Genomic DNA, 22,046 nt, shown 5'->3' with positions numbered 1-22,046 from the left:
TCAGGTGCCGAGCCGCTCGGCGACGAACTCGACCAGGTGGGACGGGGTCATGGCGCCGACGTGGGCGCCGACGTTCGCGAGGCGCCCGGCCATGTCGCGGTCGTAGACGGGGTTGGCCTCCTCGTCGAGGGCGGCGAGGCCGAGGACCTGCGTGCCCTGCTCGCACAGTTGCTTGACGGTGTGGACGAGCCGGTTGGGGCTGCCGCCCTCGTAGAAGTCGGTGACGAGCGCGACGATGCAGCGGCGGGGGTTCTCGACCAGGCCCGCGGCGTAGTCGACCGCGCGGGCGATGTCGGTGCCGCCGCCGAGTTGGACCTTCATGAGCAGCTCCACCGGGTCGTCCACATCGGAGGTCATGTCGACCACTTGCGTGTCGAAGGCGACCAGGTGGGTCTTGAGGCCCGGCAGGGCGTAGAGGCACGCGGCGGTGACCGCCGAGTGGATCACCGATCCGGTCATCGACCCGGACTGGTCGACCAGGAGCACCAGCTGCCACTGCTCCAGGCGCTTCGAAGTGCGCGAATGGAAGTGGGGGCGCTCGATCGCGACCTGCCGGTCCTCGGGCCGGTAGTGCTTGAGGTTGGACTTGAGGGTGCGCTTGAGGTCGAAGTCGCGGGCGCGGCGGTGCTGGCTGGGCCTGCGGTTGCGGCTGCCGGTAAAGACGGTGCGGACCTCGACCGAGAGCTTCTCGACCAGGCGGCGCACCACCTCCTCCACGATGCGGCGGGCGGCGTCGAGCACCTGCGGGTTCATCAGGTGCTTGGTGCGCAGGACCGCCTTGAGCAGGGCCGGGTTCGGCTCGATGCGCGCGAGCACCTCGGGGTCGGTGAGCACGTCGTGGATCTCGTAGCGCTCCACGGCGTCGCGTTCGAGCCGTTCGATCGTCTCCTTGGGGAAGAGCCGGTGGATGCCCTCCAGCCAGTCCACAGTGGTCAAGATGGACGGGTCGTCGCCGCCGTGGCGGTCCCCGCGCGCGCCGCCGCGGCGCACGTCGCGCTTGCCGAGGTCGTCGTCGCGGCTGTAGAGCCAGTCCAGTGCGGCGTCGCGACCGGCGTTCTCGGGGCCGAGCCCGCCGGTGTGGCGTTCGGCGGCGGGCCCGAGGATGAGCCGCCAGCGTTCCAGGTCGGCGCCCATCAGGACTCCCCTCCGAATAGCAGGTGTTCGCGTTCGAGGACGGCCTCAACGCGCGATTCCAGCGCCATCGAGGCCGCCACGGTGAGCGGGTCGACCTCGTGGCGCGCGGTCAGGTCGTAGGCGTCGCCGCCGCCGCGCAGCGACACGATCCGCTCGGCGATCTGGCCCCGCTCGCGCGGCGGGAACATCCCGAAGGCCTGGCGCAGCGCCGGAAGCGCCTCCAGGAACTCCCCCTCGGTCAGGTCGCCGACGAGTTCGTCCACGGCGGCCACGACCCCTTGGGCCTCGGCGAGGACCTCCTCGCGGGCGAGGGCGAACAGCCCGGAGAGCCAGTCGCCGAGCCGGTTCGGCCCGGCCGCGCCCTCGGCGGCGGCGACCGCGTCGGTCGGCGCGCCGAAGGTCCACGCGAGCCCCAGGGCCGCCCCGCGCAGGTCCGGCGGGGCCTGCGCGTCCAGCGCGATCCGGTCGGCCGCCCGCGTCACCGTCTCCGGCGAGGGCGTCAGGTCCGGGGCGTGGCGCACCGCGTCCCGCAGGGCGCGCAGCGCGTCGAGGCGCCCGAGGTCGGCCGGGCCCGGCGGGGCGTGGAGCCCTTCGACGAGCCACAGGACGCGGTCGCAGCAGGCGGCGATGACCGCCGCGTACAGGTCCGAGCCCGCCGTACCGAACAGGTGGTCGTGGCGCCACAGCGCCAAAGCGACCGACAGGGCCTTCCCGACCGCGGACACGTCGCCGCTGTCGGCCACGGCGGCCTCCACCGCCGCGCCGATCCGGTCGGTGAGATGGGCCCTCCCGCACAGGGCGGCGTCGAAGAGGATGCCCGCCATGGCGTCCAGTTCGCCGGTGCGGTCGAGCCGCTGCTCGAGGACGGTCTGGGCGGCGTCGCCGAGGGTCGCGCCGAGCGCCCCGGCCTCGATGAGCGCCGGGAGGCGGTCGCCGTGGGCGCGGAGGTCCCAGTGCTCCTCGGAGGTGACGTCGGCGCCGGCGGTGGGCCCGGCGGCGCGTTTGATCCCGGGGATGGCCAGCAGCCGCAGGCAGTGCAGCAGGCGGCTGCGTTCGAGGTCGCGGGGTTTGACGAGGTCGAGGCGCAGGGCCGCGTCGGCGTCGAGGCCGAGGCGTTCGAGTTCGGCCTGGGCGTCGGCGACCAGCGGCGGCGCGGGCGTGGCGGGGTGGAGGCGCCCGACCCGTTCGCCCGTGAGCGCGGCGGTCATCTCGACCACGACCGGGTGGGTCCCGGGGGTGAGGGTGCCGCGGCGGGTCCACGGGAGCGGCTGTTCGAGGTCGTCGCTGATGAGGGCGCTGGCGAGGCCGTCGAGGAGGTCGGTGCGGCCGGGCCGCTCGTGCCCGCGCAGGCGCGCGAGGCCGTCGGTGAGGCTGCGCGCGCCGATGAGGTCCGAGGTGGAGACGTGGAGTCCCTTGCCGCGCAGGCGCATCGTGATGCGCTGGACGAGCGCGGCGGCCGCGCTCCCCGGTCCCCGCTCCCACAGCTGCTGGTAGTACTCGGGCGAGGGCATCCCGGACTGGTAGCCGCCGAAGGCGTCGAGGCGCTTGAAGGAGTAGGGCACGAGGAAGCCGCCCACGTCGGTGCCTTCGGGCGGGCTGGGGACCTCGGGGGCCTCGGTCGTGCCGGTCGCGGCGAGCTTGCGCAGCGCGGGGGCGTGGAAGCCGCCGCAGACGACGAGCACGGGCCCGTCGGTCGCGGCGAGCGCGGCCCTGATCCACCGGGCCATGTACGCCTCGCGCTCGGTGTCGGTCCCGCTCGCCTCCGACTCGCCGCGGACGAGGTCGAAGTACTGGTCGAGCCGTTCGGTGAGGCCTTCGGGATCGGCGATCTCGATCAGGTGGTCCCACAGGGCGTCGGTGTTGTCCACGGCGAAGGCGCGGCAGAGCCGGTCGGTCGCCTCGGTGTAGCGCTTCTCGGCGTCGGAGTAGCGGTTCTCGATGCCCGCGAAGGCGTCGTGCCAGGCCGGGAGGTCGATGAACTTGACGTCGGCGCCGGTGCGGCGGCCCTTGGTGAGCGCGGCCCACTCCGGCGAGTAGTCGCACATGGGCGTCCAGGAGCGGCGCACGGCGAGGTCGGTGCTGGCGTAGGAGTAGATCGCCACGGGCAGTTCGTGTTCGAGGGCGAGTTCGTCGAGCCGGTCGTTGAAGTCGGCGGGGCCCTCGATGAGGACGGCGGCGGGCCGCAGCGCCTCGACGCGTTCGGCCACGAGGCGGGCGCAGGCGGGCGAGTGGTGCCGCACGCCTTGGACGTGAAGGCGCTCGATCATCCCGGCAGCAGGTTCCGCGCCTGGTAGAGCGAGGCCCAGTGGGGGCCTTTGCGCTTGGGGGCCTTCTGTTCGAGGTAGCGGCGCAGGCGGGCGAGGTCCTCGGCGCTGTCCTTGGCCGCGGCCCCGGCCATGCAGTCGACGATGTCGCCGGCCTGGGCCTCGCCGCCGCGCAGGTACCAGGCCTTGATGCCCACGGCGTGGGCGACCGAGACGGCCTCGGCGGTGGACATGACCGCCTGCGGGCGCCCGCCCTGGGCGTCGCCGGCGCGCAGGTCGCGGAAGACCCGCACGAGCACGGCGAGCACGTCCCGCGAGGGCGGGACGGGCACGCCCGAGCGGGCCAGCGCGGTGGCGGCCTCGTTCTCGACGAGGTCGAGTTCGGTGTCGAAGTCGGCGATGGGGAAGACCGTCTCGAAGTTGAAGCGGCGCTTGAGGGCGGCGCTCATCTCGTTGACGCCGCGGTCGCGGGTGTTGGCGGTGGCGATGATGTTGAAGCCCTCGCGGGCGAAGACCATGGGGTCGGCGTCGAGTTCGGGGATGGCGAGCACGCGGTCGGAGAGCGGGGAGAGCAGGGAGTCCTGGACTTCGAGGGGGCAGCGGGTGATCTCCTCGAAGCGGACGACGCGGCCTTCGGCCATGCCTTGGAGGAGAGGCGCGGGGACGAGGGCGCGCCGGGTGGGGCCTTCGGAGACGAGCAGGGAGTAGTTCCAGGAGTAGGCGATCTGGTCCTCGGTGGTGGAGGCGCCGCCTTGGATGGTGAGGGTGGAGTCGCCGGAGACGGCGGCGGCGATGAGTTCGGAGAGCAGGGATTTGGCGGTGCCGGGTTCGCCGACGAGCATGAGGCCGCGGTTGGTGGCGAGGGTGACGAGGGCGCGGTCGATGAGCGAGGGGTCGCCGACGAACTTCCTGGCGATGCCGCGGGACGGGTCGCCGACGATGAAGGTGCGGGCCGCTTGGAGGCTGAGGGCCCAGCCGGGCGGGCGGGGCGCGTCGTCCTCGGCGGCGAGCTTGGCGAGTTCGTCGGCGTAGCGGCGCTCGGCGGGCGGGCGCTGGAGGCGCGGTTCGGCGGTGGTCGTGTCGCTCATGTGCGTCTTTCTAGCTCAGTCGGTCGCGGGTGAGGGCGGCGAGGCCGTCGATGAGTTCGGCGGCGGTCACGGGGTCGAGGCGGTGTCCGGGCAGGGGCCGGGCGTGGTCGGGGTGGCGGTTGCGGGTCGTGGTGAGCCGCACCGAGTTCAGGGTGAGGCGGAGGGTCGGTTCGGGGGCGAAGCCCTCGGGTCGGGGGTCGGCGTCGGCGAGGAGCCAGCCGCCGGGGATCGGGCGTTCGAGGTTCCCGGTGCGGTCGGTGCCGTCTTGTGGCGAGGTGAAGCGGTGCGTCCATCCGAGGGTTTCGGCGAGGGTGGCGAAGGCGGCGGTGGTGCCGTCGAAGCGGGTGAGGCGGCCGGTGGCGAGTTCGTCGGCGGTGAAGGTCGCGGAGGGGCGGGTGAGCTGGTCGAAGGGTTGGAGGACTTCGTAGTCGCCGAGGAGGGCGGCCCAGGCGGGGGTGTCGGGGCCGAGGAGGGCGGGGTGGGCGAGCCGGATGGGGCCTTCGGGGGTGAACTCGCGGTCGTGCACGTCGGCGAAGCCGCCGTCTTCGGCGATGCGGAAGCCTGTGCCGCTGAACCAGACCAGGCGGGTGGCGAAGGGTCGCACGAGGGGGTGGTCGAGGAGTGCGGCGAAGGCGTCGGGGTTCCAGGTGCGGCCGTCGAGCATCGCGGTCCGGAGGCGTTCGATCTGGGTTTCGGCTTCGGTGGCGACGGTTTTGACGAGGCGCTTGTATCGGGTGATGGCGGCCTTGGCGGCGGGCGCGTCGTCGCGCACGCCGGGTTTGGGGAGGGATTTGCGGATCTTGCCGGTCTCGTCGGCGAGGTGGGGGTTGAGGAGGTGGTCGAAGCTGGCGTGGAAGCGGCGGGGTCCGTAGTCGAAGGTGAGCGTCTCGGGGTCGGTGACGCCGTGGTCGGGGACGAGGCGGTCGGCGTAGGTCTCGATGTCGAGGCCGCGTGCGGCGGCGAGTCGTCCGGCGAGGGTCCAGGCGCGTTGGGAGACGGCGCGGGACCGGTCGGCGAGGGCGATCGCGCGCAGGTGGGTGAAGGCGGTGTCGGTGCCGATGTGGGCGAGCACTTCGATGGCGAGGAGGGCCCGGTCGGCTTGGCCGCGGCCGGGCCAGGTGAAGGCGAGGGGGCCGAGCACGGCGGCGGTGGCGTCGTCGCCGAAGCATCCGAGCTGGTCGACGGCCCAGGAGTCCTTGCTGGGGGCTTCGGCGCGGAGCCAGAGTTCGAACAGGGCCAGGGAGAAGCGGCGCAGCGAGTCGGGTTCGCAGTGCTCGGTGTAGAGGTCGGTGCCGGGGAACGGGATGCGGGTCGACCACAGCGACAGGGCGGCGATGAGGTGGTGCACCGAGGCGCGCGGGAGTGCGGCGCGGGGCTGGGCGGGGTCGGTGCCGCGGAGCATGACCGGCGGGAGCATGGCCGGGTCGGCCCAGGGGCCGGGTTTGGGGGCCGGGCCCGCGAGCGGCGTGTGCGGGTGGGCGGCGAGGAGGTCTCGTACGCGCGTGAGGGCTTCGGGCCCATGGGGTTCGGCGGCGCGGAGGACGGCGTCGGGGCCGAGGCGCAGGCCGAGGTAGCGCAGGGCGGCTTCGCCGCCGGCGCGTTCGCGGTTGTTGCCGCCGAGCGCCGCCGGGGCGAGGAGGGGGACGGCGTGTTCGCCGTGGCGGTCGAGCCAGTCGACGGCGTGGGCGCGGGCGGATTTGAGGCGGCCGAACCAGTCGGCGACGAGTGCCGCGGCGGCGGCGCTGCGGATCGGCACGATCGCCTGGGCGTATTTCGGTTTGTCCCTCATGCGGGCCACGACCGCGTCGGCGACGGGAGCGCCGCCGCGGGCCAGGCGTCCCCAGAAGCGCTCGGTCACGTTCAGGCCGAGGTCGGCCGGGTCGACCCAGTACGTCTCGGGGTCCCAGGAGCTGAACTCGGGTTCGATGGCCATGGCGCGTTCGTATTCGCCTTCGCCCCAGACGATCGCGGTGCCAGCGGGCGCTGTGAGTCCTTCGAGCGGCGCGGCGGGGCGGCGTTTGGCGCGCTGGGTCCAGGCGGGTTCGGTGAGGGGATCGGGGAGCCGTCCGGGTCCGGCGGTGGTGGGGACGGTCTTGTCCAGGAGCGCTTCGACGGCGGCGCGGTCGCGCTCGTCGAGGTCTTTCAGGGTCGCTTCGAGCGGCACGTCCTCTTGCCGGAGGGCCCCGCAGAGGCGGATCGCGTCGGCCGCCGGGAGGTCGTCGGCGCGGGCGACGGCGCTCGCGAAGCGGGTCGAGGCGTGCAAGGCGGCGCAGCGGAGCCCGGTGAGCACTTCGGCCTCGCCGGCGCAGCGGACGAGGAGGTCGGCGGCCGCGTCGCTCGGGACGAGCGCGATCGCCTCGTAGAGGGCCGATCGCTGTTTGAAGTCGAGGCGCTTGCGGCCGAGGGCCGCGGTGAGCAGCGGGAGGGCGTCGGGGCCGAGGGCGGCGACGAGTTCGGCGAGGACGTTGCGCTGCAAGTCGAGGCCGGCGAACTTCTCGGCGCCGAGGAGGTCGGCATGTACGCGCTCGCCGAGGGAGGCCCACAGGAGCGGGTCGACGGTGAGGTCGGTCGTCGCGGTGCGGCGCTCCCGGCAGACCTCGGTGACCCAGGCGGTCTGGTCGGGCAGGAACAGGGCCGCGGCGAGCCGCTTCGGCGGGGTGTCGCGGTGTTCGCCGGCCAGGGCGACGAGGCGCTCGTACTCCTCGGGCGCGGCGTCGGCGATGCGCGCGCGGACGAAGGCGAGCAGGCGTCCCCGGCCGCCCAGGAGCATCCATTTGAGGGAGCTCGGTTCGCCCGGGACGAGCGCGGGCAGCCGTTCGGGGCGGTCTTCGGGGTCCTGGTACCAGCGGATGCCGATGCCGAAGTCCTCGATGAGCGCGGCGACGGCGAACGGCAGGCCGTGCGCGGCGGCGAGGTGCGCGAACAGCTCCGCGCAGCGGTCGGCGCGTTCGTCGGCGACGCGGAACATCGCGGAGTGGTAGTGCCTGGTGAACCTGAGCAGCGTGATGACCGCGCCCGCCCCGGCCGGGTCCGGCTCGCCGCCGAGGTGCGCCCGGGCGGCGCGGGCGAGGCCCGGATCGGTCTCGGGGCGTTCGAGGGCGGCTTCGAAATGCTCGCGTGCGGCCTCGATCCGCGCGGCGACCGCTGCGACGGCGGCCGGGTCGACCGTGTTCGGCGACCGGACCCCGTTGCCGCGCCTCGGCAGCACCAAGGCCGCCCACTCAGGCGGGAGGTTCGCCTGATCTTCTTGCGCGGCAACGGGTTCGGTCATTTCATTCCTTCACGGGGCGGGAGGTTCCCCAAGATCATAGGGACCGCGTGCGACACCGGCCGGCGATCCCCGGTTCGAACACGGTCAGGACCGGCCGGTGATCCGCGCCAGCGCGGCGAGGATCTCCGAGGCCGTCTGCGGGTCGACCGCGGGCGGTCGGGTCTCCTTGTCGCGCTCCCCGCCGTACCAGAAGTCGCGCTGGTCGGCGACGCGCACGCCCGCGAAGGTCTGGATCGGGTTCTCGCCGATCATGCCGACCCAGATGCCCGGGTCGAGCGCGACGGTCACGAACCCGCCTTCGGGCAGCGGGAAATACACGCCCGGTTCGACCCCGCCGTCCTCGGGGGAGGCGCGCAGCCAGCCGCGCTTGGTGAGGCCGAGGACGCGGCCGACCTCGACCTTCGCGCCCTCGAATCGCTCCAGGCAGCCGGTGGCGAGTTCGTCCTCGGTGAAGGCCATGACCGGCCGCGAGAGCTGCTCGAAGGGCTGGAGGATCTCGTAGTCGGCGAGGATCTCGGCCCACGCCGCGATCTCCGAGGCGCCCAGTCGGATCGGGTGCGCGAGGCGGATCACGGCGTCGTCGGGGAGCGCCACGGCGTCGTCGTCCACGTCGGAGAGGGTGCCGTCCTCGGCGATGCGGAACCCGATGCTCGCGCCGCCGGATTCGGCGGTCCACACCAGGCGGCGGGCGAGGTGCTTGACGAGGGGGTGCGTGGCGAAGTACCGGGTGAACTCCTCGGCGTTCCAGGTGCGGCCCTGGGCCATCGCGTTCTCCAGGCGGGCGACCTGGTCGGCGGAGGCGGTCCGCAGTTCCTTCTTGAGCAGGGAGAACCGCTTGTAGGCGGCCGCGGCGACCTCCGGGTCGTCCTTCGCTCCGGGTTTGGGCAGGCTTTTTCGGGGCTTGCCGGTCGCGTCGGTGACGTACGGCTTGAGCTGCTCGTCGAAGACCACGGTGAACGCGCGCGGGCCGTAGTCGAGGGTCAGTGCGGCGTCCTCGCCGAGGCCGAAGTCCGGCACGAGCCGGTCGGCGAGCTGCTCGCGGCTCAGGCCCAGGCCGGTGGCGATCGCTTCGATCTGGATTCGCGCCTCTTCCTTGAGGGCCTTGAACTTCACCTTGTCGGCGATGCCCTGGATGGCGCGCAGGGCCTCTTCGGAGCCGATCGCGCCGAGCACGCCGAGACCGGTGACGGCCCGCTTGTGCTGGGACTGGCCGGGCCATTCGCGGACCTTCGGGGCGAGCAGGCGCACGGTGTCGTCGTCGGCGAAGTGGGCGAGCTGGGTCAGGGCCCAGCCCTCCTTGGTGGGCGCACCCGCGGCGAGCCACATCTGGAACAGGGCCCTGCTGAAGCGGGCCAGCGAGGCGCGGTCGAAGGTCTCGGCGACGACGTCGAGGCCGGCGTACGGGTAGTCGGGAGTCGCCAAGGCCAGCACGGTGATCAGGTGCGGGACCGATCGGCGCGACAGGGCGTGCTCGCGGTCCTTGAGGAGCACCGGCGGGAGCGGGTAGGCGGTGGCCCAGTCGGGGATCTTGGGGACCTTCGCGCCGCGCGGCTCCAGCGGGTCGCCGTCGAGCAGGTCGCCGATCGCGGCGACCGCCGCTTCGCCGTAGGGCGCCGCGGCGGCGGCGATCGCGTCGGCGCCGTGGCGCATCGCGGCCACGGTCAGGGCGCCTTCGGCGTTGCGGCGGGCCTTCTTGTCGGCGCCGAGCGCGTCGGGGACGAGCAGGGCCGCGCCGTCGGCGCCGTGCCGGTCGATCCAGGCGATGGCGCTGGGGCGCGCGGATTTGAGGCGGGCGAACCAGTCGGCGGCCAGGCGCGCGGCCTCGACGCCGCGGATCGGGACGATGGTCTCGTGGTGGATCGAGTTGGATCGCAGCTGGGCGACGACCCGGTCGGCGACCCGGGCCTCGAAGCGGGAGAGGATCACCTTGAGGTCGCTCGGTTGGTACAGGGCGAACGCGCCGCGCCACTTCTCCAGGGCCTTGGTCGCGATCGGCATGGGCGCGTAGGTGAGCGCGATGGCGAGCAGGTTATCGGCGTCGGGCGTGCCGAGCGAGAGGATGCGCCGGTGCCAGTCCTCGTCGCTGTAGCGGCCGAAGTAGTTGTACTTGGCCTGCGACCAGCGGTCCCGTTCGCCTTCGGCCCATACGACGCGGGTCTCGGCGGGCGAGGTGAGGCCTTCGATGACGACGGGCTTGCGTTTGGCGCGCTTGGCGGTCCACGGCGGACTCGTCAGCAGCGGCGGCAGCGACTTCGCGGGCGCGCTGGGGACGGCGGCGATGGTGGCGGTGAGCGCTTCGACGGCGGCGCGCTCGGTGTCGGTGAGCGCGTCGCGGTGCTGGTCGGGGACGCGGTCGGCGAGCGAGGCGAGCATGGGCCGCAGTTCGGGCGCGGTCACTTCGGCTTTGGCGGCGATGACGCGCAGCGCCCGCGCGGGGAACCGCTTGGCGGCGTCGGCGAGGTGCGGGAGCACGTACGGCTCGGCGAGATTGGCGACGAGGTAGGCCATGGCCTCGTCGGTCGGCAGGAGCGCGACGGCCTTCAGCAGGAGGCGGCGGGCCTCGCCGTTCGGGTGCTGGCGCAGGGTGTCGAGGAGGATCGGGAGGCTGTGCGCGCCGAGGTTGCCGACGATCGCGGCGACCATATCGGTGGTGATCCACCACTGGTTGATCCGGCCCAGTCCGGCGGCGGCCACCGCCGCGGGGTCGTCGAGGGCGCTCCACAGCAGGACCTCGGCGTAGTACTCCTCCTGGGGGTCGAACTCGCGGCAGGCCTCCTCGGTCCACGCCCGCTGCTCGGGCATCACGAGTGCGGTGACGAAGCGCCGGGTCGCGTCGGTGCGGACGGCGCCGACCCGCGCCACGGCCGCCGCGTACTCCGTTTCGGACGCGGACGCGAGCAGGCCGCGCACCGGGTTGACGGCGCCGTCGAAGACGGCGGCGACCGAGCCGAGCTGGGCGAGGCTGGTGACCGTGAGCCTGCGCTCGGCGATCTGGCCGCGCAGGCGCCGGTTGTAGGCGCCGGCCCACGGGTCGACCGAGTACCGGACGATGGCGGCGGCGACGGCGAACGGCAGCCCGTAGTCGGCGACCCAGGCGTCGAACTCGGGGCGCAGGGACGACTCGGACTTGCGCCGCTCGCTGACGCCGACGAGCGCGGCGATCGCTCCGGCGCCGAGCGGGTCGGGCTCGCCGCCGCCCGCGAGGCTGTCGAGGTGGCGGCGCACCGCGGGCGCGTAGTCGGCGTTCTCGGGCTTGTCCATGGCGGTGCGGATCTCGGGCTCGTGCCAGTCGATCAGGCCGCGGACCGCCTCGGAGGCACCGGGGTCGAGTTCGACCGGACCGGCGGCGCGCAGGCCGCGCCGGGGCGGCAGGACCTTGGCCCAGGAGGCGGGGAGTTCGAGCTGGTCTTCGCGGGGCGCGTCGGTTTCGGTCATCGGCTGCTTTCTGAAGGGCCGGGGCGGTCGCCGTCGAGCATAGGCCCCGCGTACGACATCCCCTGGTGGCGGACGGTTCAGGTGGAGGCGGCGGTCAGGAGGCGCCGGTGAGCCGCGCGAGGGCGGCGAGCGCCTCGGAGGCGGTGACGGGGTCGATGCGTTCGGGCCGTTCGCGTTCGGGATCGGCGCCTGCCACGTCGTAGGTCTCGGTGTGGTCGAGGAGGACGCCGCGGACGGTCTGGTCGGGGAACTCCGAGGCGTACCCGGCGTAGATGCCCGGCTCAACCGCGACGGTGAGGTAGCCGCCGCCGGGCAGCGGGTAGGCGATGCCGGGGCTCATGCCGCCGTCTTCGGGGGCGGCGCGCCGCCAGCCGCCGCGGGTCATGCCGATGAGGCGGCCCACGTCGACCGTGGGCCCTTCGAAGCGGGTGAGGCGGCCGGTGGCGAGTTCTTCGGCGGTGAAGGCGAAGACGGGGCGGGAGAGCTGGTCGAACGGTTGCAGGATCTCGTAGTCGGCGAGGACTTCGGCCCAGGCGCCGACCTCGGCGCCGAGGAGGGCCGGGTGGGCCACGCGGATCACGGCGTCCGAGGGAAGGGCGCGGGTCTCGTCCTCGATGTCGCTGTAGGTGCCGTCCTCGGCGATGCGGAACCCGGTCCGGGTCCCGCCGGTCTCGGCGAGCCACACGAGGCGGCGGGCGAGGTGCCCGGTGAGGGCGTGGTCGACGAAGAACCGGCGGAACTCCTCGGGCCTCCAGGTGCGGCCGCGGACCATCGCCACTTCGAGGCGCGCGATCTGCTCGGCCGCGACGTTGCGCAGTTCCTTCCTCAAGGCGCCGAAGCGCTTGTAGGACTCCTCGGCGAGGACCGGGTCGTCCTTCGCGGCGGGCCGCGGCAAGGTCTTGCGGGGCTTGCCGCTGGCATCGATCGCGTAGGGCTTGAGGTGCTCGTCGAAGGCGACGGTGAAGCGGCGCGGGCCGTAGTCGAGGACGAGGGCCCGCTCGTCGCCGAGCCCGAACTCGGGCACGAGCCGGTCGGCGAGCTGGTCGCGGTCCAGGCCGAGACCGGCGGCGACGGCGTCGATCTGCCTGGTGGCCTCGTGCTTGAGCGCTTCGAACCGCACCTTGTCGGCGATGCCCTGGATGGCGCGCAGGGCCTCTTCGGTGCCGATCGCGCCGAGCACGCCGAGACCGGTGACGGCCCGCTTGTGCTGGCCCTCCCCCGGCCACGCGCGCAGGTGCGGGGTGAGGGCCCACACCGTCTCGTCCTCGGCGAAGTGGGCGAGCTGCGTGAGCGCCCACCCGTCCTTCGGGGGCGCGCCGACGGTGAGCCACTGCTCGAACACGGCCCTGCTGAAGCGGGCCAGTGAGGCCCGGTCGCAGGTCTCGGCGACGACTTCCAGTCCGGCGTACCGGTGGTCCGGGGTCGCCAGGGCCAGCACGGTGAGGAGGTGGCGCACGGACTCGGCCGGGAGGGCCCGCTCGCGTCCTTTGAGGAGCAGCTGCGGGAACATCGGCGGCGAGGCCCACGAGCCGGGCTTGGGGACTTTGACCCCGCGCGGCTCCAACGGGTCGCCCGCGAGGAGGTCCGTGAGCGCCTGGACCGCTTCGGGCCCATAGGGTTCGGCGCCGGCGGCGACGGCTTCGGCCCCGTGGTTCAAGGTGAGGTGCCCGAGCGCGGCCTCGGCGGAGGTGCGGGCCTTGCGGTCCTTCCCGAGGGCGTCGGGGACGAGGAGCACCGCGGCGTCGAGGCCGTGGCGGTCGAACCAGGCGACGGCGGCGGCGCGCACGGATTTCAAGCGCGCCAACCGGTCGGCGGCGAGGCGGGCCGCGGAGGCGCTGAGGACCGGGCCGAGCACGGTCCAGTCCGAGCCGTCCGCCGCGGCGGCGTCCACGGCCTTGTCGATCACGGCCGCACCGAAACGGGTGAGGGCGCTTCGGACGATGTAGCCCATCGGGTCCCAGTCCGAGGCGTTCCACTCCTCGAGCGCGGTCGCGGCGATGTCCTTCGGACCGAAGGCGATCAGGGTGTCGAGCCATCTGCGGCTGCCGGTGGGCCGGCGAAGGAGCTGGCGCTTCCAGCGGACCGCGTCGGCGTCGCGCTCGTACTCCCGGGCGAACTCCTCGCTCCAGGCCTCCCGCTCGCCTTCGGCCCAGACCAGGCGCGGCTCGCCGATCGGTTCGAGGCCTTCGATGACCGGGCCTTTGGCCTTGGCGCGCTTGCGGACCCACGGCGGGGCCGTGAGCAGGGGCGGGAGGTCGGCCGGGTCGGCCTCGGGCACGGGCCGGGCGGCGGCGGTCAGGGCGTCGAGCGCGGCGCGTTCGGCGGCGTCGAGCCGGCCGCTCTGGTCGATGACGGCGGCGACCGCCGCGAGCCGGGCGCGTTTGGCCGCGTCGGTCGCGTCGGCGGCGGTCAGGGCCCTGGCCATCCGCGAGGGGTAGCGCGCGGCGGCGTCGACCGCGCAGTCGAAGACGTGGGGCCGGTCGAGGCGGTTCGCGAGGTAGGCGGCGGCCTCGTCGCTCGGAATCATGGCGACGGCCTTGAGCAGCAGCCGTTTCGTGTCGGCGCTCATGTGACGGGGTTCGTCGAGGGTCGCGGTGAGGATCGGCAGGCTCGCGGCCCCGGCCGAGTCGACCAGCGCCGCCGTCGACTCGATGTCCACATGGTACTCGTCGAGGCCGGTGATCCCGGCGGCCTCCAGGTGCGCCCCGCCGCTCACCGAGTGCGCGATGATGCGGTCGGTCGCGGCGCTTCGGCGTTCGGTGCGGTACTCGGTGCAGGTCGCGAAGGCCCAGTCGGCCTGGCCGGGCAGGAAGAGCGTGGCCGCGAGGCGCTTGGCGACGGTGTCGCGGTGCCCGGCCGCCGCGGCGACGGCCTCGGCGTACTCCTCATCGCTCGCGGCGGCCAGGAGCCCGCGCAGCTCGGCGACCGCGCCGGAGTCGAGCTCGGCGTTGAGGGTCGGCGCGTCGTACATGTAGAGCGGGACGAGCACGTAGTCCCCCAGCGGGCCCCGGCGGTTGCCGGGGCGCGGGTAACCGCGCAGTTGGACGGCGCAGCGCTCGATGCAGGCTCGCACGGTCCAGGCCAGGCCGTGCTCCTGGACCCAGGCGTGCAGTTCGAGCCGGCCCCACCAGTCGGCCTCGTGCGGCCCGGCGTTGCGCAGGAACGTCGAGACCGCGGCGGCGCCGCGCGGGTCGGGCCGGCCGTCGAGGTGGGCGCGCACGACCGAGGCGTGCTTGCGGTTCTTGCGCATCAGGAGGATCTCGTCGAGGAAGGACCGGTGGGACTCCAGTTCCTTCCGGAGCCGCGCCGGGGCCTCGGGGTCGAGGACCATGGGCCTGCCGGGGCGGGTGCCGCGCCGCGGCAGCAGCCGTGACGCCCAGGCGGTCGGGAAGACGATGCGGTCCTCTCGGGGCGCGGGGTGTTCGGTCATCATCACCTCTCGTGGGGCCGGGGGCGGCGGTGCGCCGCCCCCGGCCGCGGGGGTCGTCAGGGGTCGAGGGGCCGTGTGCGAAAGGCCGGGTTTACGAGGCCATGGTCAGGAGGCACTGGTCAGGCGGGTGAGCGCGGCGAGCACTTCGGAGGCGGTCACCGGGTCGATCGCCTTGTCCCGCCAATCCTGTTCGTCCTTGCGCGGCGCCCAGTACGTCTCGCGCTCGGTGAGGCGCACGCTCTCGAGCTTCTGTTCGGGGAACTCGGCGACCGCTCCGGCGTAGATGCCCGGCTCCAGCCCGACCATGACGTAGCCGCCGCCGGGCAGCTCGTACGAGAATCCCGGCTCCATCCCGGCGTCCTCGGGGGCGGCGCGCCGCCAGCCGCGTTTGGCCATGCCGAGGATGCGGCCGACGTCGACCGTGACGCCCTCGAAGCGGGTCAGGTGACCGGTGGCGAGCTCCTCCTCGGTGAAGGTCATGATCGGCCGGGTGAGCTGGTCGAACGGCTGGAGGATCTCGTAGTCGGCGAGGACTTCGGCCCAGGCCTCGACCTCCTCGCGCTCCAGGTGGACCGGGTGGGCCACGCGGATGGTCGCGTTCTCGGGGAGGTCGAGGGCGTCGTCCTCGACGTCGCTGAAGGTGCCGTCCTCGGCGATGCGGAAGCCGAACCGGGCGTCGCCGTCCTCGGCGAGCCAGACCAGGCGCCGGGCGAGGTGGCGGGTGAGCGCGTGGTCGGCGAAGAACCGCCGGAACTCCTCGACGCTCCAGGTGCGGGCGCCGACCATAGCGGATTCGAGTCGCCCGACCTGGTCGGCCGCGACGTTGCGCAGCTCCTTCTTCAACGCGCCGAAGCGCTTGTAGGAGGCCTCGGCCAGCTCCGGGTCGTCCTTCGCCCCGGGTTTGGGCAGGGCCTTGCGGGCCTTGCCGGTGTCGTCGACCACGAAGGGCTTGAGGTGCTCGTCGAAGGCGACGGTGAAGCTGCGCGGACCGTAGTCGAGGGTCAGCGCGGCGTCCTCGCCGAGCCCGAAGTCCGGCACGAGCCGGTCGGCGAGCTGCTCGCGGCTCAAACCGAGCCCTTGGGCGATCCCCTGGATCTGGCGCGAGGCCTCTTCCTTGAGCGCCTTGAACTTCACCTTGTCGGCAATCCCCTGGATGGCCCGCAGGGCCTCTTCGGAACCGATAGCGCCGAGCACCTCCAGGCCGGTGACGGCCCGCTTGTGCTGGGACTGGCCGGGCCATTCGCGGACCTTCGGGGCGAGCATCCACACCGTCTCGTCCTCGGCGAAGTGGGCGAGCTGCGTCAGCGCCCACCCGTCCTTCGGGGGCGCGCCGACCGCGAGCCACTGCTCGAACAGGGCCTTGCCGAAGCGCGACAGCGAGGCCCGGTCGCAGGTCTCGGCCACGACGTCGAGCCCCGCGTAAGGGTAGTCGGGAGTCGCCAAGGCCAGCACCGTGATCAGGTGCGGGATCGACTCGGCCGGGAGCGCCCGCTCGCCGCCGGCGAGGAGCACCTGCGGGAGCATCACCGGGGAGGCCCACGCCGCGGGCTTGGGGACCTTGACGCCGCGCGGCGTCAGCGGGTCGCCGCCGACCACGAGGCCGATCGCGGCAGCGGCCTCGGGACCGAACTGCTCCGCCCGGGCGACGATCGCCTCCTGCCCATGACGGATCGACAGGTGCGCCAGCGCGGTCTCGGCGTACCGGCGGCGCTTCTTGTCGGCGCCGAGCGCGTCGGGCACGAGGTGCGCGACGGTGTCGAGGCCGTGCCGCTCGAACCACTCGGCGGCGCTGAGCCGGGTGGATTTGAGGCGGTCGAGCCGTTCGGCGGCGATGCGGGCGGCGGCGGTGTTGAGGATCGGTCCGGGCAGGTCCTGGGAGGTCGCGTCCTTGGCCACGCCGTCGAGGAGCCGGTCGATCACGGGTTCGCCGAAGCGCGCGAGGAGGCGCTGGCCGAGGGCGCCCGTGACGACTCTTCCGTCGTTGTCGATCCAGTCCTTGAGGTGCTCGGCGGCCTTCTCGTGCGGTCCGTAGGCCATGAACTGGGTGTAGCGCCAGTCGTTGTGCCGGGGCGTCTCCTCGGCGAAGTACCGGTCCCAGTAGGCCTCGTCGTAGGAGTAGTAGCCCCAGAGTTCGGACCATTCCCGCTGTTCGCCCGGGGCCCAGAGGAGGTGCGTTTCGGAAGGCGGGCGGAGGCCGTCGATGACGACGGGTTTGGCGTTGGGGCGCTTGAGGGTCCAGGGCGGGGCGACGAGGAGTTGCGGCAGTTCCTCGGCGGTGGCCTCGGGGACGCGGACGGTCTCGGTCAGGAGCGCGTCGAGCGTCGCGCGTTCGTCGTCGGAGAGGTGTTCGCGCCCTTGGGGTTCGGCGATCACGGCGATGGCGGTGAGGACCGGCCGCAGTCCGGCGGGGGCGGTCTCGGTGAGGCGCAGGGCGGCGCGGAGGGTCCGGACGGGGAACCGGGCGGCGGCGTCGGAGGCCGGCTCGAAGACGTGGGGTCGGTCGAGGTGTCGCAGCAGGTACTCGACGGCGTCGTCGCTGGGGAGGAGGCTGATGGCGCGGAGCACGAGTTTCCTGAGTTCGCTGGTCAGGTCCGAGGTGTCGAGGGTCGCGGCGAGGACGGGCAGCGCGTCGGTGCCGAGGCCGTCGACGAGTGCGGCGACGGTCGCGGCGTCGGTGTAGTAGCCGCTGACGTCGTTGAGGCCGGCGGCGGCGAGCTGTGCGGGTTCGCTGAGGGTGTGCATGATGAGGATGTCGGACCAGCCGAAGGTGCGGGCGGCGGCGTAGTCGGTGCAGGCCTCCAGGACCCAGGCGGTCTGGTCGGGGAAGAGGAGGGCGGCCACGAGCCGCTTGGGGCCGGTGTCGCGGTGGCCGGCGACTTCGGCGAGGACGGCGGCGTACTCGTCGTCGGGGAGGTCGGCCAGCAGCGAGCGGAGGGCCGTGATGCCGCCGTCGCGCAGTTCGTTCATGAGCAGGTAGGGGTAGTCGAGGGCGTAGGGCCGGATGACCCGCTCGGCGATGGCGCCGGCGACGCGGTGCTCGTCGGTGCTGGAGTAGACGGGGAGCCGTTCGACGGCGGCGGCGAAGGCGAACGGGAGGCCGTACTCCTGGATCCAGAGGTCGAGGTCGGGTCGCAGGCAGGAGGTGTTGTCGGAGCGGCGGTCCTCGGCGGCGCTCAGCGCGGCCACGGCGGCGGCGCCGGCCGGGTCGGCCTTGCCGTCGAGGAAGGCGTTGCCGGCGGCGGCGTATTCGGCGTTCTCGGGCAGGTCCAGGGCGGCGCGGAGTCTGCCGGTGCGGGCGGCGATCTTCTGGCGCCGCAGTGCCGGTGCGCCGGGGTCGAGCACGACGGGCTTGCCGTTGCGCTTGCCGCGCCGGGGCAGGAGGCGGGAGGTCCAGGCGGCGGGAAGTTGGAGCCGGTCTTCTTGGGGTGCAACGGTTTCAGTCATAAATGTCCTTAGTGGATATATTTCGGGGCGCGGCTCGGTGCGGCCGGGATGTCGACGAGGATAGGCCTCGGGTGCGACGGCCGGGGTGTTCGAAAGTCCTACTCGGTGCGGATCAGGCGGTCGAGGGCGGCCAGGGCTTCGGAGGCGGTGACGGGGTCGATGTCGGTGGGGTGGCCGCCGGACGGCGCGCCGCCGTACTCCTCGAGGTTCGACAGGTGCACCGAGGTGAGTTCCTGGGGTCCGCTGGCCGCGCCCATGCCGATCTGGATGCCCGGGGAGAGGGTGACGATCAGGTGGCCGCCGCCGGGGAACGGGTGGCTGATCCCCCATTCGGTGCCGTTGTCCTGGGGGCGGCAGCGGACCCAGCCGCGGGCGGCCAGTCCGAGGATGGCGCCGGCTTCGACCTCGTGGCCTTCGAAGCGCGGCAGGAGGCCGGTCGACAGTTCTTCGGCGGTGAGGGCCATGACGGGCCGGTCGAGTTGCGGGAACGGTTGCAGGATCTCGTAGTCGGCGAAGATCCTCCCCCAGGTCTCGCGGTCGTCGGGTGGCAGGTGGAGGGGGTGGGCGATGCGGATCGCCGCGTCGTCTGCGAGCGTCATGGCCGTCTCGTGGGCGTCGCTGAAGGTGCCGTCTTCGGCGATGCGGAAGCCGGTCGTCTCGGAGCCGGTCTCGGCGAGCCAGACCAGGCGGGAGCCGAGGTGGCGCAGCAGCGGGTGGCCGAGCACGGACCGCTCGAATTCCTCGCGGTTCCATATGCGGCCCTTGACCATGGCCTTCTCGTAGCGGCGGATCTGGTCGGCCGCGGCGGTGCGCAGCGCCTTCTTCAGGTCCGCGAATCGCCTGTGGGAAGCACCGGCGAGGTCGGGGTCGTCCTTCGCGCCGGGCTTGGGGAGGCTCTTGCGGGGCTTGCCGTCCTCGTCGGCGACCTGCGGTCTCAGGTGCTCGTCGAGGACCACGCGGAACCGGCGGGGGCCGTAGTCGAGGACGAGCGCCGAGGTCTCGTCGAAGCCGAAGTCCGGCAGGAGCCGGTCGGCGAGCTGGTCGTCGGTGAGCCCCATCCGGTGGGCGATGCGCGCGACGTGGCGTCCCGCTTCGACTTTGAGCGCCTTGTACTTCACCTTCTCGGCGATGCCCTGGAGGGCGCGGAGGGCGTTCTCGGTGCCGATGTCGGCGAGCACGCCGAGGCCGACGACCGCGCGCTGGTGGAGGCTCTGGCCGGGCCAGGCGCGCAGGAGCGGGGTGAGTCGCTCCACGGTGGCGTCGTCGCCGAGGTCCCGCAGCACGGTGAGCGTCCAGTCGTCGGCTTTGGGCGATCCGCCGTCGAGCCAGTTCGCGAACAGCGTCCAGGTGAACTCGCTCAGCGAGGCGGGGTCGCAGGTCTCGGCGAGGATTTCGAGGGCGGTCGGGCGGTCGAAGCCGGGCAGGGCGAGCAGCGTGACGACGTGGGGGATGGAGTCGGACGGGACCGCGAGGTCCTTGTCGCGCAGGCGCAGTTGCGGGAGCGCGGCGAGGTCGAGCCAGCGGCCGGGCTTGCGGATCTTCTCGGGACGGAGGTCGTAGGCGTCGGTTTCGAGCAGCGTCGCGATCGCCTGGGCCGCTTCAGGTCCGTAGGTTGCGGCGGCGTCGATGAGGGCGGCTTCACCGTGGCGTTCGGCCAGGTGGTGGAGGGCGCGTCGGGCGGAGGTCCGCCGCCCCGACAGGTCGCTGAGCGTGTCGGGCACCAGCAGTTGGGCGGCGGCCGGGCCGTGCCGGTCGAGCCAGGCGGCGCCGACCGCCTTGGCGGCCTTCAAGTTCGTGAACCGGTACGCGGCGATCCGGGCCGCGTCCAAGGAGCGGACGGGTTCGAACAGGTCGCCGAGACGGGCGTTGCCTCGCAGGGTCTCGGTCAGCTTCGCGGCCGCGGCGGTGTCGAAGCGGACCAGGACGGCCTGGAGCCGCGCCCGCAGGCGCGGCTCGTCGCGGTCGCTGGTCGCACCGTTCCAGGCGGCGAAGATCGGCTCGGCGATCGATTCGGGGCCGTAGGCGATCAGTTCGAGCGTGGCGCCGTCGACCCAGGCCGGGCGCTCCTCGGCGCGCCTCGCCCAGTCGGGTTCGCCCGGCCCGGTCGGGTCGTACGCGGCGGATTCGCGGACGAAGCGCTCGCGTTCGCCCTCGGCCCAGACGAGGTGCGCGGCTTCGTCGGTGCGAAGCCCTTCGATGACGCCGACGGCCGGCGCGGGCCGATCGGAGGCCCAGGACGGATCGACCAAGATCAAGGGCAGGTCGTCGGCGGACGCTTCGGGAAGCGGGTTCGGCTCGTTCACGTCCGCAACAGTAGGCCCCGGCTGCGACAGCGCGCCGCCGCCGAGGCGTCACTGCGGGCCACTGGCCAGCGCGAACGTGTCGATCAGAAGCCGTTCTTGCGGGGCACGTCGATGACGCCGAAGGCGCCGAGGGCCGCGATCGCCATGAGTGCCACGACGACCGCGGCGATGAGGACGCCGGTGGCCTTGCCCGCGGGGTGGCCGAGGTTGATCGTCCACTGCGAGCCGCCGACGCGCTGGTGCACGAAGAAGGCCGGGTCGTCGCGGTTGATGTAGACGAAGCCGCCGAGGTGCCAGTGCCGGTCGTCGTCGCGCTGCACCAGGCCGGTGTCCTCGTCCTCCTCCTCGGGCAGGGCCGGGAGCCGGTGGCCGCCCGCGCCGACGCGCACTTCGAAGGCCACGGCCGCGACCGAGGCGACGAGCAGCGGCGCGAAGAGCGCCAGGGTGAACGGAATCGAGGGCGGCACGATCTCCCACAGCCGCAAGGCGATCCCGGCGAGGGTGAGGTTGCCGCAGGCGACGATGAGCAGGCCGAGGCGGGCGAGGGAGCGCAGGTAGATCCGGTAGCGCCGGGCGGTGGCGGCGGGCCGGGCGGCGTCGAGTTCGGGCCGGACGCGCACGATCGCGACCAGGACGAGCGCCGTCCCGAGCGTGACGGCGGCCTGGCCGATGACGGGGTTGGCGGCGGTCCAGAACCCGGTCGGGACGCGCTCGCCGCCGGCGAGGTCGAGGCCGGCCATGCCCGGCAGGGTGTCGGGCAGTGAGGGGGCGTGCAGGAGGCCGACGATCGCGGTCGCGGCGAAGATCGCCACGGCCGGGATGAGACCGAGCCACGGGACGCGGACGGGGTCGGTGCGGAAGGTGAGGTCGGCGGTGACGGCCTGCTTGGTGCCGGCGTACCAGTCGCCTTCGCGCTTGGCGGTGCGGATCTTGTTGCCCGCGTGGAGGAAGGCGGCGGTGTCGGCGACGAGGAGCGCGATGGTCGCGGCGGCGGCCGCGAGGTTGAAGTCGGTGAGGAGCGCCAGCGGGAGGGACAGGAGCACGGCGGCGGCGCCGAGGCCGAGCACGTTGCGGGTGTAGGCGCGTCGGGCCAGGCCGATGGCGGCTTCACCGGCCCGGGAGGCGGGGACGGCGACGCCGAACGGCAGGGTCGGGCGGGTGAGGGCGGGCAGCGCCCACCAGACGGCGGTGACCGTCGCGGTGGTCGCGAGCAGCAGGGCGAACGCGGTGAGGTTCACGGTGCTTTCCTTTCGGCGGCTTCGGGGGTGGCGGACGGGGGGTTGAACGAGTCGAGCAGGAGGCCGGAGCGCCGCAGGACCTCTTCGGTGGTGAGGCCTTGGGCGACGGCTTCGGCGAGGAGGATGCGCAGGCGTTCCTGCCAGGCGTCGGCGATGCCGGGTTCGGGCGGGCCGGAGCCGGGGTCGCGGCGGACCACGGCGCCGCTCTTGCGGTTGACGCGGATGAGGCCTTCGCGGCGCAGGAGGTCGTAGGCCTTGTTGACGGTGTGGAAGTTGACGGCGAGGTCGGCGCCGAGCTGGCGGGTGGAGGGCAGGGGCGAGTCGGCGGGGAGTTCGCCGACGGCGATGGCCGTGACGATCTGGTCCCTGATCTGCTGGTAGATCGGGATCTCGCTGTCGAGGTCGAGCGTCAGTCGCATGGCGGAAGTCTATCTGATGT

Annotated in this window: 10 protein-coding genes; all 10 read right to left on the bottom strand. The window is 73.3% G+C overall.

The features are described 5' to 3' along the window. The 10 genes from IF12_RS0119735 to IF12_RS0119690 all read right to left on the bottom strand — a co-directional run bounded on the left by IF12_RS0119735 (position 1) and on the right by IF12_RS0119690 (position 22,026). Entirely contained in the window at positions 1 to 1,137 is a 1,137-nt protein-coding gene (locus IF12_RS0119735) for a VWA domain-containing protein (protein WP_369807736.1), read from the bottom strand. Next, a complete protein-coding gene (locus IF12_RS0119730) occupies positions 1,134 to 3,401 on the bottom strand; it encodes a DUF5682 family protein (protein ID WP_030161490.1) in 2,268 nt (755 codons plus the stop codon). Before IF12_RS0119730 ends, IF12_RS0119735 begins: the two co-directional genes overlap by 4 nt. After that, entirely contained in the window at positions 3,398 to 4,486 is a 1,089-nt protein-coding gene (locus tag IF12_RS0119725; RefSeq protein WP_030161488.1) for an AAA family ATPase, read from the bottom strand. Before IF12_RS0119725 ends, IF12_RS0119730 begins: the two co-directional genes overlap by 4 nt. A 10-nt stretch (positions 4,487 to 4,496) precedes the next feature. Then, a complete protein-coding gene (locus IF12_RS23370; protein ID WP_035749640.1) occupies positions 4,497 to 7,757 on the bottom strand; it encodes a DUF4132 domain-containing protein in 3,261 nt (1,086 codons plus the stop codon). Between the two features lie 84 nt (positions 7,758 to 7,841). Beyond that, positions 7,842 to 11,192, bottom strand: coding sequence for a DUF4132 domain-containing protein (locus tag IF12_RS0119715; RefSeq protein ID WP_030161486.1), 3,351 nt, complete (start codon positions 11,190 to 11,192; stop codon positions 7,842 to 7,844). A gap of 94 nt (positions 11,193 to 11,286) precedes the next feature. Further along, complete coding sequence (locus tag IF12_RS0119710) at positions 11,287 to 14,622, bottom strand: DUF4132 domain-containing protein (protein WP_133884281.1); 3,336 nt, start codon at positions 14,620 to 14,622, stop codon at positions 11,287 to 11,289. Positions 14,623 to 14,727: 105 nt separating this feature from the next. Further along, positions 14,728 to 18,066, bottom strand: a complete 3,339-nt coding sequence (locus IF12_RS0119705; RefSeq protein WP_051704642.1) for a DUF4132 domain-containing protein — start codon at positions 18,064 to 18,066, stop codon at positions 14,728 to 14,730. 98 nt (positions 18,067 to 18,164) lie between these two features. Then, positions 18,165 to 20,369: a DUF4132 domain-containing protein gene (locus tag IF12_RS0119700; RefSeq protein WP_051704641.1), complete on the bottom strand. Its 2,205-nt coding sequence runs from the start codon at positions 20,367 to 20,369 to the stop codon at positions 18,165 to 18,167. A gap of 83 nt (positions 20,370 to 20,452) precedes the next feature. After that, positions 20,453 to 21,607 carry a DUF1648 domain-containing protein gene (locus IF12_RS0119695; protein WP_030161479.1) on the bottom strand — a complete coding sequence of 385 codons (1,155 nt, stop codon included), beginning with the start codon at positions 21,605 to 21,607 and terminating at the stop codon, positions 20,453 to 20,455. Beyond that, positions 21,604 to 22,026 carry a GntR family transcriptional regulator gene (locus IF12_RS0119690; RefSeq protein WP_051704640.1) on the bottom strand — a complete coding sequence of 141 codons (423 nt, stop codon included), beginning with the start codon at positions 22,024 to 22,026 and terminating at the stop codon, positions 21,604 to 21,606. Before IF12_RS0119690 ends, IF12_RS0119695 begins: the two co-directional genes overlap by 4 nt. Between the last annotated feature and the right edge of the window lie 20 nt (positions 22,027 to 22,046).

This window comes from Glycomyces sp. NRRL B-16210, assembly GCF_000719515.1.
Taxonomy (GTDB): Bacteria; Actinomycetota; Actinomycetes; order Mycobacteriales; family Micromonosporaceae; genus Glycomyces.
The sequence above is the reverse complement of the archived record's forward strand: the minus strand, read 5'-3'. Positions and strand labels throughout refer to the sequence as shown.